Genomic DNA, 12,792 nt, shown 5'->3' on the forward strand with positions numbered 1-12,792 from the left:
TTGTGCTACACGTATCTCGCCTTGCTAAAAGACCGCCGCTCACGCGTGCGGTCTTTTCTTTTGCTTTTTTGTCGGTTTGTGTCAGTAAATGTTTATCAAGTTCTTGCAGGGATTTTGGAATTTTTACATAAATATGCAATTTATGGTCATTGCTATTGCTGACAGCTTTGATCGTAGAGTACAGAAATTTCTATATCTAGAGGAGTGTTTTGGTTGTTTAGAGGTAGCCTGATAAAAAGAATTTACAGTGCTTTAAGTCTCATTTTATTGCTGCCCTTTCTGGGCTTCGGTATATACTCGGCTCATAGGGAAAAAGAATATAATCTTCTGGTCAAGGCAGACGAGATGAGTAGAATTGCCAACGTAGACTGGATTCTCCTTTCGTTGATGATATGGTTTGTGCTGATGTTGATAATCGCTTACTTTTTTCAGAGAGTTAACTTGTCGATCGCACACCTGGCATGCCAAATATCACAAATAGATGACGATCAGAAATCATTAGCAGATCTACCTCAGTTTATTCCTGTCCTTGATGCTATTCGCAACAAATACTGGGGAGAAGTGCAAAGGCTTAAGCGACTGAAAGACGCTTGTCCGGTTGCTGCAGTTGTAGTTGATAAACACGGGATGATCACAGCGCATAATGATATGTATGCTACTATCATCGAACGACATGTAGGCAAATGCCAGAAACTAATAGGCATGTCGCTGCGACAACTAATGAACTCGGTGGGAATTCCTGAGGAGGAACTAATCTTCCCCCGTGTACTTCAGGGAGAAAGCAATGTAGAAAGTCATCAGAAACTGGTGGGCGCAGAATGGATCACACGCGGCAGGCCTTTAATTGATGAAGACACAGGTGAAATTCTGGGGGCAGTCATATCAGTAACCGACATTACGGAAAGAGAGAACTTCCGACGGGAAATGGGGAGGCAGGAGCGGCTCAACGTAGTCGGTGAGATGGCCGCAAGCGTCGCCCATGAAATTCGTAATCCGATGACTGTGGTGAGAGGTAATCTGCAGCTCATGGCCTTGAAATCTGACGATAAGAATCGTTATAGCCTAATGATTGACGAGTTAGACCGAGCAAACGATATCATTGAAGACTTTCTCTCTCTGGCCAGAAACAGGCCAGTCCCGAAATCTCTTTGCGATATTAACCAGATCATATCTCGTCTTCAACCATTACTCTATTCCGAGACTGTGGCAAGAGGAGGCGTCCTAGAATTAGACCTAGAGGAGAATTTGCCCGATCTACTGCTCAGTGAAAAGGAAATCAAACAACTGATCTTACATCTGTTTCGAAACGCTAATGATGCCATCGAGGATGACGGCCGGCTGATCCTTCGGACACAGAGGGTTGGCAGCTTTATTGAACTGCAGGTTCAAGACAACGGCTGCGGTATTTCAGAAGATTGCTTAAACAAACTGACTGAGCCTTTCTACACGACTAAAAGTAATGGCACTGGACTTGGTCTGGCCATCTGTCGCAGCATAGTCGAGCAGCACAATGCTGCGCTTAGCATTGATTCACTTGAGGGCGTTGGTACAACCGTCACTATTCGATTCCATTCGTCCAATCGAATTAGTCTCGTAAATTTAGCCGAATGCCCCTCGAAAGCATGCTGACACGCACGAATAGCTGACAAGCGAAAAGGAAAAGAGGGCGTCTCAAAAGCAGTACTGCTTTTGAGACGCCCTCTTAAAATAACTTTATACCCGGAACTTACTGATGATCTCGTTCAATTCAGTGGCCATGTGGGCTAAGGATTGGCTGGATGAGGCAATTTCTTGCATCGAAGCTGACTGCTCCTCGGCAGCAGCTGAGATCGTTTGCGCATTGCCGGCGATTTCAGCAGATCCGGTTCTAGAGCTGTCTGCTGCATGTAGAACATTGTCACTAGAGGCAGACAGTTCCTCAGCGGCGGCGCTGATCTCTTGGATTTGGTTGTTCAGCGATTGGACCATTGTCGCGATTTGGCTAAATTGGGTGCCGGTTGAAGCAATAACTTCAGTTCCTCTAGCTACTTCGTTAGTTCCCTGTTCCATTGTCGTGACGGCCGAGCACGTCTCGTTCTGGATATCTCTAACGATAACTGTAATTTTCTGCGCCGCTTCGTGTGATTGCTCAGCTAATTTCCGCACTTCGTCGGCAACCACGGCAAAGCCGCGTCCCTGCTCACCGGCTCGAGCGGCTTCAATCGCTGCGTTGAGTGCCAGCAAATTTGTCTGTCCGGCAATGCCGCTGATTACGTCGACAATCTCGCCGATTTGCTGTGAGCTTGCCCCGAGGGATTGAACAACTTGTGCTGACTCAGCAACGCATTTGCTGATCGATTGCATTTGGTTTGTAGCCTGACGGACCGCATCGTTGCCGGCATCAGCCGCCCGGGCCGTTTCGCCAGATTTCATCGAAACATTATTGGCATTGGCTGCAACATGATTGATTGCTGAAGCCATTTCGCGCACCACGGATACGGACTGTTCGGCACCGCTTAGTTGGCTGGCAGCACCGCTGGCTATCTGGGAAATCGTCTCAGCCACCTGATTGGACGCTTGTGCTGATTGATCCGCGCTGGCGGTGAGTTCCTCGCTAGCTGCCGATACCTGCTCAACTGATTTAGCCACTTGGCCGACCAGATGCCGCAGGTTGTCTGTCATTTGCGTAAAGGCTTTAAGCATATCAGAAATTTCGTCATTTGCGTTGTAGGCAATGGCGCGAGCTCGCAAATCGCCATCGGCAATAGTTTGCGCTGCTTTAGCCACTTCATTAAGTGGACGGGAGATGCGGCGGGATAAGAAAATCGCTAGCGCACAACCCACCAAAAAGATAACAACATCAAGTATACCAAGTATTCTTTGTATCTTGTCTCCAGCAGTAACATTTTCTTTGGTGCGCAGATGCATACGCTCTGTTAGGAAGGTTACGGTATCAATCATCGTTTTATCAGCTGCTTCAACCTTTGCTTTTGCCGCGGCTACAGCAGCTAAAGCATCGGTTTGTCCTTTAGTCTTTCTGAGGAGAATCCCTTGATCAGAGACTTGATGATAGTCGGCAAGCACGTTCTTAAGAGCAGTTACCTTCTGCTTGCCTTCTGGTGTAATCAGCTTTTGTTCAAGGCTGGCTACCGTCTTGTCCATTCTTTGCCGGGACGAGTTGTAGTCCTGGACATACCTCTCATCAGCTGATAGAATAAAGCCGCGAACCAGTGCTGCTTGGTTGTTTAGTTCAATATTTAGATCCTTTACTTCAATTACCAGTGGCACGCTACGGGCGATAACTCCATCATAGCCAACCTGAACTGCGTCAATTTGGAAATAGGTGTAGATGCTAAGACCGGAAAAGGCTATCACGATCATGATGCAAACTGCTAGAATTTGTGTCCCAATGTTGATACGCATGCTGTCCTCCTGCAAAAGTAGTTTCTTGGAATACGGCTTAATAATTACATTGCTTAACGATTTAGATAACGAAATTCGACAGCAGAAAAGGAAAATCCTGCTTAATTTGTCAATAGTATAACAGAATGCTGAAGTGCTAATGGCTTCTAAGTAATTTAGGATATGCTTAATTCGCCATAGTATAACAGAATGAGGTGTCGCCGTGAGCATTCTCTTCCATACAGTCAAAGAACAAAGCAAAATTCGCATTGAGATTAACCGCTCACTATTCATCGGTCATGTTGCCCGCGTCGAATCAGAAGAAGCGGCGACTTCCTTTATCAACCAGGTAAAGAAAGCGCACCGGGATGCCAACCATAACTGCTCTGCCTATATTATCGGCAAACATTCAGACATACAAAAGGCGGATGATGACGGTGAACCCTCGGGTACAGCAGGTAAACCCATTCTCGAGGTTCTCAAAAAACAAAACCTAACCAATACAGTCATTGTTGTCACTCGTTATTTTGGTGGTATTAAGCTGGGAGCAGGCGGTCTGATCCGCGCTTACGGCAAGGCCGCTTCAGAAGCAGTCTGCGCTGCCGGCATTGTCGAGATGCAACCCCATCTGCGGCTAGCGGTCAACTGCGACTACTCCTTGCTGGCGATACTGGAAAACCATTTGCGGAATCACGGTTATACAGTCACAGACAAGACATTCAGCGAGCAGGCGACTCTCTATGTCTTACGACGACCTGATGACACTAGCTTTGACCAGCAGATCGCCGACTGGACGTCAGGTCTGGCAACCCTTCAGGAGGCGGGAGAGGAGTATGTGGAGGTTGCAGTATGGCTGAACTGAGGCGAATAATGCTATTGCAATTTTAAAAGAAGGAAATAGGGACAAAAAGAAGAATATTCTTAACAAGCCTTAATTTTAAACTCCATATGCAAACTTATCGAAAGGTAAGGACGCAAAGCCGTGGGTCTAAGAACATTTGTTTACGACTGCCAGGTTGCGAAGAACGCAAAATGGGAGTTTTTTATTATCCATTTTTTTAATCGGAGGCGGTTTTGATGGATTTTCCGAATTCGATTTGCAAAAATTTATTGGACAATTTTTATGAAGGTGTATATTTTCTTGACACAAGCAAGAAGGTAATCTACTGGAATAAGAGCGCTGAAAAAATAACTGGTTTTACCAGTGAGATAGCGCTTGCTAACTGCATCGATATGCTTGCGCATATCGATGAAAACGGCGATAATCTTTGTGAAGTCCGTTGTCCGGTAACACAGACGCTTAGTGATGGTATGATACGAGAAGAAGAAGTATTTTTCAGACATAAAGAGGGACATCGCGTTCCTGTATCTGTGCGAATAATCCCTATCAGAGATGAGACCGGGACTATTGTGGGGGCAGTAGAAGTTTTTGTGGATAACTCGCCACATGCCGCATTATACAGCGAATTAGAGCAACTAAAAGACAAAGCGAACATCGATAAACTTACCGCATTATTTACTCGCTCATACGGAGAATTTTTATTGAGTGCAAAAGTTTCTGAATGCCGAAAAGGCGGACAATCAATAGGGGTTTTATTTGCCGATATCGATAATTTTAAGAATGTTAATGATGTCTACGGACACGAAGTTGGCGATTTAGTACTAAAAATGGTGGCAAAAACGTTGGCTAGTAATGTTCGGAATGGCGACCATGTTATTCGGTGGGGCGGTGAAGAGATTATTATCCTGTTTTCTGGCTGCTTCGACAGTGTTAAGCTGGAACGTATCGCTAACAAACTCAGGGTTCTCGTCCAGCAGTCAGAAGTTAGAACTATGGAACAGACGATTACTGTCACGATCTCGATGGGAGCAACCTTAGCTAATGAGAATGATACCAACGAAACCATTGTCAAAAGGGCTGACGATTTGATGTATCAAAGTAAAAGGGCAGGACGAAACCGGGTGACAATTGGTTGATTATCGTAGAGCATTTAAATTGCGAGGGGAGGATTACGATGAACAGCCGCTCTACAAATAGCCGGACTCAGCCTGTTATCAGTCAAACGTTTACCGCCATCGACTTTGAAACTGCTAATCACCAAAGAAACAGTGCCTGCCAGTTGGGAATCGTTGTTGTTGAAAACGGAAATATTGTTGATACCCAATCCTGGTTAATTAAGCCGCCATCGACAACGTTTACCTTCACCGATATTCACGGGATTACATATGAGGTTGTAAAAAATCAGCCATCTTTTCAGGAACTGTGGCCAACTATTCAACCGTATATCGGCAACCAGATTCTGGCGGCCCACAATGCCACCTTTGATATCAGCGTACTGCGGGCAGTACTTAGCCATTACCGGCTGCCAGCGCCGGAGTTTCAGGTAATTGATTCGCTGGCAGTTGCCAGAAGAATCTGGCCTTGCTTGCCAAATCACAAGCTGAACACCGTCGCCAACCACCTGAACTTTCAGTTTCAACATCACGATGCCGCCAATGATGCCAGAGCTTGCGCGGAAATCATCTTGCAGGCGGCAAAGGAAGTCGCCGCATCTTTTTAAGAAATAAGCAGCCTGCATTTTGCTTTTCACATGTTGCAGGCTGTTGTTATTAGATAGCTATTAACTTAACATGCCAATCGTATAATTTTCGTTCTGCTGAACAACGTGCTGATAGATCTTCTTCTTTGCTCGTTGAATGGCATTGTCTACTACTTTTGTATTAATGTTTAATTCTTCGGCAATATCCTGCTGTTTATAACCGCGCATATATAAAAGAACTGACCTTCGCTCATATTCAGATAAATAGTACTTAATATAATGAAAGAGTGTTTCTGTGAATTCTCTGTCTATAAGTATTCTTTGCGGGTCATACGCATCGTTGTTTATAACCAAACGATCGATAAGTTCCACGCTGTTTTCTTGCATGTGAATAGGCTTAGCATACAACGACTCCGCCTCATTAACCAATTTATTTTTTTGGCGATTGGACATAGTAACTGCTGATTTAATCATATTTTGTATATTTCTACTGGCAATAAAATCAAATGTATACCGATCATTTTCATCATAATAGAGAACCGCCTTATAAAGACCCAAAAGCCCCCATTGATATAAATCGTCGCGGTCTCCTCCCGGCAAGTAGTATTTTCTGATACAGGCTGTAATCTTGCCGTTTAGCTTCGCCGCCAATTGATTAAATTTATGATTATCTAGATTGCCTTGATTGTCAAAACAATATCGTAACACGTTTCCACCATCCATAGCATGCTCTTGCTGAGATATCCAGAATAGTCGATTTTCTGCATTATAGCATAGGTCTGTAGTGGGACGTAAATAGGACTTAACTCCTTTATGTGTCTGATTTCACAATAAGAGGCTTAGTGCTTTGCGCCAGCAAACTTGACATCTACTTCAACTGGCGAAAAATCTTGAAATAGTGGGACGCGGCCCCCCTGAAAGATAGCTCCCCATCCGCAAGGTTAAGATAAGTTAGCAAGAACAAAGTAATCCTGCAGGAAATGTGACGATAACGGAGAAAAACAATGCAAACAGAAAACGGCGCAGTCAGTGAAGCAGCGTTGCGCCAGGGGAGGATTTTGGATTGAGAGTTTCTGCAAAAGAAATTAAATGCCGCGCGCAAGAGTTGGGGGCAGATCTATGTGGAATTGCTCCTGTCGAGCGATTTGCCGAGGCACCTTCCGGCTTTCACCCGTCTAATGTTCTCAAAGATTGTAAAAGTGTAATTGTCGTCGCACTTCAGTTTCCTACCAGTACTCTTGCCTCTTCTTCGCCAGCAGCGTATACGTTTGTTCGCAATCGCCTGGTTGATAGGACTGATTCGATCACCTTTCAATTAGCCTTAGAGCTTGAACGTTTGGCAATTCGCGCTCTCCCCATTCCATCATCAGATCCTTATGATTACTGGGACGCAAGTCGTCGCCGTGGTCAAGGCATTCTTTCGCTCAAACACGCTGCTGTACGTGCTGGTCTGGGGCAGATGGGGAAGAATACCCTGCTGGTGAACGAACAATACGGCAATATGTTATGGCTGGGTGCAGTTTTGCTTGATCAGGAACTAGAAGCTGACCCGGTAGTCACACAGCAATTCTGTCCATCTGAATGCAGCATTTGCCTGGAGGCTTGCCCCGCCCAAGCACTTGACGGGATAACCATTGAGCAAAGCAAGTGCCGCGCGATCTCGGCCCAATATACCGAAGGCGGTGGCGGCGTATATGCCTGTAAGTTATGTCGGTCCGTGTGTCCGAATTGCGAAAGAACCTGATACTTACCCTATGCAATCACTCCGAGTAAGAGGAGGATAAAACATGAAAATTAAGTTCTTGGGCAGTGGTGATGCTTTTGGCAGCGGCGGAAGATTACAGACCTGTATCCTGATTTCAACGGAAGATAAGAAGATTTTACTCGACTGTGGAGCATCTTCTCAAATCGCAATTCGCAAATTTAATGTCAATCCCAATGAAATTAGTACAATTTTTCTTACTCATCTACATGGAGATCACTTTGCTGGAATCCCATTCTTTATTCTGGATGCTCAGCTAATTAGTAAACGGACAAGTCCTTTAGTCATCGCAGGCCCATCAGGAACCGAACGGCGGATTATCGAAGCGATGGAAGTTTTGTTTCCTGGCTCATCAACGTCGCAGAAAAAATTTGAGTTACGTATTGAAGAATTGCCACTGCAGCAAGCCAGTGTCATCGATGGTGTAAAGGTCACTCCCTTTCCTGTTGTCCACCCTAGTGGAAATCCTTCCACTGCGTTAAGAGCGGAATTCTGCGGCAAAATAATAACCTATACAGGCGATACAGAATGGGCTGCGACTTTGCTAGACGCAGCAGCGGACGCAGATATTCTTATAGCAGAAGCCTATGCTTTTGATAATAAAATCAAGTTCCATTTAGATGCGGCAACCTTGTCTGAAGAATTTGGCCGGTTAAAGGCCAAAAGAATCATCCTTACACACCTAGGGCCGGCTAGCTTAGATCGATTAGCTGACCTGCCATTTGAGTATGCAATTGACGGTAAAGAGATATCGATATAGTGATCGCGCTTGAGCTAGGAAAAAGGAACGGTTTTTATTTAATGGCAGTAAGATTAGTGATAAGGGAAAAAATGATATATGAATGAGGCGGAGTATACTATGAGTAGAGAAAAAATGCTAAATAGAGAAATAATTGTTTCTACAATTAAAAAATTCTGTTCTGTAAATTATAAAGAATTTAACGTTTCAGATCTGATTCATAAAGGTGGACACCGGCATAGAGTAGAAATAGAAGCCGACGGTTCGAGCTTTTATGTGGATTTTCACTTCAAGGAGAATGGAAGCACCTCTATTGATATATCTAGTGGACATCATGTTGATAAAAAGAAACAAATTAAGGATGCTATACTAGGCGATGCTACATGCTTGATAGCAGATAGCGAAAAGAAAGTGACTAGCGTATGAGGCGAGGGGACCGGTTTGAACCAGTTCGATGAGCCGCTCAGCCATCAAATGTGAAAGTTATTCACGATCATAACTAAGTAACATTTTGGATTAACCGGAGAGAAGCGTATCACTGGTAGGCGAAAAGACTTGAAAGTAGAGTGTACGATGTCATTATCGCGTAAAAGTATAACCGCGTGATAGAGCTTTCTGACCAATCTTCTCGGTTAACATTATTTCACAGGTCTGTTTAAATAATAACGCAAAGACTATACGAAAATACCAGTTGAGTTGCAGAGATTTCGCAACTCAACTGGTATTTTCAAACTATTATTGCTTTTTCTCACAGCCTGACGTCATCAGCAGTCATTTAGAAACACTAATCTCGCGGAAACGCCGGTTGGCTCAAGGTCAAGCACGATATATGAAAACCATCTCTCTTTACGTTTTGCGGTGATAGAGCCCGGATTTAACATGATAATCTTGTTACGAGTGAATATGCATGGCTGATGGCTATGACCAAAAATAATAATATCTACATTCTCATTGGCAAATGCCCGGAACGCCCTGTCCGCCGTTGTGCCTCCTGTTCCGTGACCATGATATAGACCAACCTGATATGAGGCAAGCGGAAAAACTCGTTTCTCCGGAAGAGTACTTTTTATTCGATCAGAATCGACATTGCCCCATACGCCCCAAAAAGCTTGCTGGCTTTGCAAGAACGTGAGGACAGAGCTATCGGTATAGTCGCCGGCATGAATGATCATGCTGGCATCGGTGTGCTTGCGGGCTAGCCATGTTAGCTTCTCCGGGGATTTGAGATGAGAATCGGAAATAACAATTGCTTTCATGGGGACAGTCTTTGAAGGCGATAGAAGCTGCTATTCATTTAGTTTTTTCAGCATCAGCGCTTCTCTTAACAGTAAGCGCATTGTCGCTGCCAATAGTTTCTCCTAGGTTTTTGATCGTTTCCCGCATTTTTTTCTGGTAATATCCCGTTAGGGCAAGCATTCTGGTATCCATGAGAAAATCAGGCTTGGCGATTTCTTCTTTTCTACCGCCGTTTTGTCCGTTTACAGCCAACCCATTCATGCTGTCTGAAACAGCATTATTGCTGGCCCCATTAGTATTCTCCACTTCACCGGCAGCGTCATTATTGCCGTCTGCCGTTTTCTTGTCCTTATCTTCAGTTTTCTTGTCAGAAGTCTCGCCAATCAAAATCCGCATGTTTTTGCCGATCACGATATAGGTATATACTTTGCCGCCTTGCCGGACGGTAAGATACTTCCAGCCACTAGCGCTATCGCCCGTATCCTGGGAGGACTGGCTGCCCTGTCTCCTAGCGGCGACCTGAGTTTTCGTCATCGCTGAAACTCCGTGAAAATCCATGCAAATCATCTCTCCCGCACAATTTATATCTCTAAGTAACTATCGAATTTTTTGAAAAAATTCTTAACCGAGTTATCCGAATTTTATTTGTTTCGTTTTTGTTATTTATTTTGGGTATCTTGCAAAAAGGATTGCACGGTGATTACTTTTACAAAGGATACTTGATGTTTATGTACACATATATTTTTTGCTGGAATCAATATATACTGATAAGAAAAGGGGGATGTAAATGCTAAAAGTGATTGCAGAGGATTTCATTAAAGAGGAATATCTTGATGTTGTTGCACCGATGTACGCTGAATTGATCGCTGCAACAAAAAAAGAACAGGGTTGCGTGGAATACAATCTTTTTATCGATGAAAATGATAAAACACATTTTATTTTTATTGAGGAGTGGATTAATCATCAGGCGCTGGATGCGCATTGTGCATCTGAACATTTTACACGCCTTGTTCCTTTGATCAACCAGTATCAGTATAAAGAAGGTACGGTAATACTGATGAGATCATTTTAATTGAGACCTGATAATCGAAAAGGGAAGTCAATCTGGCCTACCCCTGCGGACTGGACTGCCTTCGTACTTCGTTTTCAACAGCCGTCTAAGGAGCATCATGCTTTTTTGACGGTCTCGCAGACAGTAGCGCATACCGGACAATTCAGAAACAATCGCCATCTGTTGCGGGATTCATTTTGATAATATTACAAAGCAAGAAATTGCAGATGTCATGGAGATAGTCGGTAAGATGAGGATTTATGTGTTTGAGTTAAGGACAGTTAAGAACATTAAAACGGGAGGTTGACAACGGCAACCGTTCCTTGTTACAATTGAATTAATTTAACATCTGAGTGTCGATGACCAGGAAGAGTACACATGAAAAGAGAGTTTCAGCGAGCCAATGGTAGTGGGAGTTTGGCACTGCTCAACATGTCGAATGGGCCTGGGAGATGTGGTCCGAAACAAATCGATTGTTATCGAATAGTAGGCGCCGCCGGGAACTTCCGCCGTTACCAGGAAGCGGGTATCGGACTTTTGTCCTGTACCTTGTAGAGCCGGGCCGTATGGCCAATTAGGGTGGCACCGCGGGTTAACCCCTCGTCCCTTGTTATATTTCAAGGGATGAGGGGTTTTTGTATTCCCATTTAAATTTCGTTAATGAGGCTGAACATGTATCGATCAGACCCCGGTTAAGCAGGAAGGTTTCGACTGAAAAGCCTGCATTGCCTTCTTGCAGCGTTCAAGCAGCCTAGTGACGGGAATGAGTCCCATCAACAGTATGAACGAGTGGGGGGCGCTAAAGCTGTTGCCTAACAAAATTAAACAACGTGGAGGGTAAGATAATGTATGATGAGAAAAAAGGATTCTTCGGCGATTTTGGCGGTCAATACGTTCCCGACGAACTAACGCCGATACTCAATGAGCTTGCTGCTGCTTTCGAAGAGTGCAAAAGCGACCCGGATTTCCAAAACGAATTGGAACACTATTTGAAAACCTATGTCGGCAGACCATCGTTGCTGTATCACGCGGAACGCTTCAGCGAGAAACTAGGCGGCGCAAAGATCTACCTGAAACGGGAAGATCTTAATCATACCGGTTCGCATAAGATCAATAACGCCATTGGCCAAGCGCTGCTCGCCAAGAAGATGGGCAAAAAGCGTGTGATTGCCGAAACCGGCGCAGGTCAGCACGGAGTTGCCACAGCCACTGTCGCTGCCTTATTCGGTATGGAGTGTAAGATTTTTATGGGCGCTGAGGACGTTGAGCGGCAGGCGTTAAACGTATTTCGCATGCAAATGCTGGGCGCCGAAGTCATCGCTGTTACTAGCGGCACACAGACGCTGAAAGAGGCTGTCGATGAAGCGATCAACTACTGGGTGGAAAACTGCCATGACACCTTTTACGTTTTAGGCTCTGCCGTAGGCCCGCATCCCTATCCTAGTATTGTACGCTACTTACAGCGCTATATCGGCCTGGAAGCCCGTCAGCAAATACTCGAACTTGAGCGCAGGCTGCCTGATAGTGTCATCGCCTGTGTAGGCGGTGGCAGCAATGCGATTGGACTGTTCCAAGGCTTTCTCGATGACGCCAGTGTAAACATCTATGGCGTTGAGGCCGCCGGCAAGGGCGTAGATACCGACCAGCACGCCGCCACGATGACGCTGGGAAAAGTGGGCGTTTTACACGGCTTCAAGAGCTATGTATTGCAGGATGACAACAACGAGGTCAGCCCTGTCTACTCTATATCGGCCGGCCTTGATTACCCCGGCGTTGGCCCTGAGCATGCCTACCTGCGGGACAAGGGTAGGGTGAACTATGTTGCCGTCACCGATAAGCAGGCTGTTGACGCTTTTTACCTGCTGTCGCAGACGGAAGGGATTATCCCCGCCCTAGAAAGCTCTCACGCACTTGCCTATGCGGTTGAATTAGCCCCTAAGCTGCCGAAAGACCATATCATGATTGTTAATTTATCCGGACGCGGCGACAAAGACGTTCAACAGATCGCCGCATTAAAGAAATTCGATTAAGTCAGTTTTTGCACCGTTCACGCTGATTCCTGTTTTGGCGTAAGCCAATTAAT

14 protein-coding genes, 1 riboswitch and 1 other annotated feature are annotated in these 12,792 nt (G+C 45.1%); of the genes, 10 read left to right on the forward strand and 4 right to left on the reverse strand.

The genetic code is table 11. From position 1 onward, the window contains the following. Window positions 1-213 precede the first annotated feature (213 nt). A complete protein-coding gene (locus AXX12_RS08180; protein ID WP_066240794.1) occupies window positions 214-1,629 on the forward strand; it encodes a two-component system sensor histidine kinase NtrB in 1,416 nt (471 codons plus the stop codon). Window positions 1,630-1,713: 84 nt separating this feature from the next. Here AXX12_RS08180 and AXX12_RS08185 read toward each other — a convergent pair whose 3' ends face one another. Next, window positions 1,714-3,402, reverse strand: coding sequence for a methyl-accepting chemotaxis protein (locus tag AXX12_RS08185; RefSeq protein ID WP_066240797.1), 1,689 nt, complete (start codon window positions 3,400-3,402; stop codon window positions 1,714-1,716). Window positions 3,403-3,604: 202 nt separating this feature from the next. Here AXX12_RS08185 and AXX12_RS08190 point away from each other — a divergent pair, with 202 nt between their 5' ends. From AXX12_RS08190 to AXX12_RS08200, 3 genes are all read left to right on the forward strand, one after another. After that, a complete protein-coding gene (locus AXX12_RS08190; protein WP_066240799.1) occupies window positions 3,605-4,243 on the forward strand; it encodes a YigZ family protein in 639 nt (212 codons plus the stop codon). A 77-nt stretch (window positions 4,244-4,320) separates the two neighbouring features. After that, window positions 4,321-4,405: riboswitch (cyclic di-GMP riboswitch) on the forward strand. Between the two features lie 53 nt (window positions 4,406-4,458). Continuing rightward, window positions 4,459-5,358 carry a GGDEF domain-containing protein gene (locus AXX12_RS08195; protein WP_066240802.1) on the forward strand — a complete coding sequence of 300 codons (900 nt, stop codon included), beginning with the start codon at window positions 4,459-4,461 and terminating at the stop codon, window positions 5,356-5,358. 38 nt (window positions 5,359-5,396) lie between these two features. Next, on the forward strand, window positions 5,397-5,942 hold the full coding sequence (locus tag AXX12_RS08200) for a 3'-5' exonuclease (RefSeq protein ID WP_066240805.1): 546 nt from the start codon (window positions 5,397-5,399) through the stop codon (window positions 5,940-5,942). A 60-nt stretch (window positions 5,943-6,002) separates the two neighbouring features. On the opposite strand, the gene AXX12_RS08205 is transcribed toward AXX12_RS08200, so the two are convergent. Continuing rightward, window positions 6,003-6,644, reverse strand: coding sequence for a sigma-70 family RNA polymerase sigma factor (locus AXX12_RS08205; protein WP_066240808.1), 642 nt, complete (start codon window positions 6,642-6,644; stop codon window positions 6,003-6,005). Window positions 6,645-6,984: 340 nt separating this feature from the next. Between AXX12_RS08205 and AXX12_RS08210 the strand changes: the two genes are divergently transcribed. The 3 genes from AXX12_RS08210 (at window position 6,985) to AXX12_RS08220 (ending at window position 8,848) form a co-directional block, all read left to right on the forward strand. Continuing rightward, window positions 6,985-7,665 carry an epoxyqueuosine reductase gene (locus AXX12_RS08210; protein WP_066240810.1) on the forward strand — a complete coding sequence of 227 codons (681 nt, stop codon included), beginning with the start codon at window positions 6,985-6,987 and terminating at the stop codon, window positions 7,663-7,665. Between the two features lie 43 nt (window positions 7,666-7,708). Beyond that, on the forward strand, window positions 7,709-8,443 hold the full coding sequence (locus tag AXX12_RS08215; protein WP_066240813.1) for an MBL fold metallo-hydrolase: 735 nt from the start codon (window positions 7,709-7,711) through the stop codon (window positions 8,441-8,443). A 99-nt stretch (window positions 8,444-8,542) separates the two neighbouring features. Further along, the gene (locus AXX12_RS08220; protein ID WP_066240816.1) at window positions 8,543-8,848 is read left to right on the forward strand and encodes a hypothetical protein; all 306 of its coding nucleotides are present in this window, start codon (window positions 8,543-8,545) and stop codon (window positions 8,846-8,848) included. 338 nt (window positions 8,849-9,186) lie between these two features. Here the strand turns inward: AXX12_RS08220 and AXX12_RS08225 are convergent, their stop codons facing one another. Both AXX12_RS08225 and AXX12_RS08230 read right to left on the reverse strand, forming a co-directional pair. Beyond that, window positions 9,187-9,678: a metallophosphoesterase family protein gene (locus AXX12_RS08225; RefSeq protein WP_066240817.1), complete on the reverse strand. Its 492-nt coding sequence runs from the start codon at window positions 9,676-9,678 to the stop codon at window positions 9,187-9,189. A gap of 34 nt (window positions 9,679-9,712) precedes the next feature. After that, entirely contained in the window at window positions 9,713-10,192 is a 480-nt protein-coding gene (locus tag AXX12_RS08230) for a hypothetical protein (RefSeq protein ID WP_156478612.1), read from the reverse strand. A gap of 253 nt (window positions 10,193-10,445) precedes the next feature. On the opposite strand from AXX12_RS08230, the gene AXX12_RS08235 reads away from it, so the two are divergent. From AXX12_RS08235 to trpB, 3 genes are all read left to right on the forward strand, one after another. Then, entirely contained in the window at window positions 10,446-10,730 is a 285-nt protein-coding gene (locus tag AXX12_RS08235; RefSeq protein WP_066240822.1) for a putative quinol monooxygenase, read from the forward strand. Window positions 10,731-10,887: 157 nt separating this feature from the next. Next, window positions 10,888-11,016, forward strand: a complete 129-nt coding sequence (locus AXX12_RS20155) for a hypothetical protein (RefSeq protein WP_407922264.1) — start codon at window positions 10,888-10,890, stop codon at window positions 11,014-11,016. A 43-nt stretch (window positions 11,017-11,059) separates the two neighbouring features. Further along, window positions 11,060-11,320 (forward strand) — a binding site (T-box leader). 234 nt (window positions 11,321-11,554) lie between these two features. Beyond that, window positions 11,555-12,739, forward strand: coding sequence for a tryptophan synthase subunit beta (trpB, locus tag AXX12_RS08240; RefSeq protein WP_066240825.1), 1,185 nt, complete (start codon window positions 11,555-11,557; stop codon window positions 12,737-12,739). Window positions 12,740-12,792: the final 53 nt, after the last annotated feature.

This window comes from Anaerosporomusa subterranea, from assembly GCF_001611555.1.
In the GTDB taxonomy this organism is placed as follows: domain Bacteria; phylum Bacillota; class Negativicutes; order Sporomusales; family Acetonemataceae; genus Anaerosporomusa; species Anaerosporomusa subterranea.

Bases quoted from the DNA above. Each gene is read 5' to 3' on its own strand.
- AXX12_RS08235 (WP_066240822.1), top strand. From the start codon at position 10,446: ATGCTAAAAGTGATTGCAGAGGATTTCATTAAAGAGGAATATCTTGAT.
- AXX12_RS08195 (WP_066240802.1), top strand. From the start codon at position 4,459: ATGGATTTTCCGAATTCGATTTGCAAAAATTTATTGGACAATTTTTAT.
- AXX12_RS08230 (WP_156478612.1), bottom strand. From the start codon at position 10,192: ATGACGAAAACTCAGGTCGCCGCTAGGAGACAGGGCAGCCAGTCCTCC.
- AXX12_RS08185 (WP_066240797.1), bottom strand. From the start codon at position 3,402: ATGCGTATCAACATTGGGACACAAATTCTAGCAGTTTGCATCATGATC.
- AXX12_RS08200 (WP_066240805.1), top strand. From the start codon at position 5,397: ATGAACAGCCGCTCTACAAATAGCCGGACTCAGCCTGTTATCAGTCAA.
- AXX12_RS08205 (WP_066240808.1), bottom strand. From the start codon at position 6,644: ATGGATGGTGGAAACGTGTTACGATATTGTTTTGACAATCAAGGCAAT.
- AXX12_RS08225 (WP_066240817.1), bottom strand. From the start codon at position 9,678: ATGAAAGCAATTGTTATTTCCGATTCTCATCTCAAATCCCCGGAGAAG.
- AXX12_RS08215 (WP_066240813.1), top strand. From the start codon at position 7,709: ATGAAAATTAAGTTCTTGGGCAGTGGTGATGCTTTTGGCAGCGGCGGA.
- trpB (WP_066240825.1), top strand. From the start codon at position 11,555: ATGTATGATGAGAAAAAAGGATTCTTCGGCGATTTTGGCGGTCAATAC.
- AXX12_RS08220 (WP_066240816.1), top strand. From the start codon at position 8,543: ATGAGTAGAGAAAAAATGCTAAATAGAGAAATAATTGTTTCTACAATT.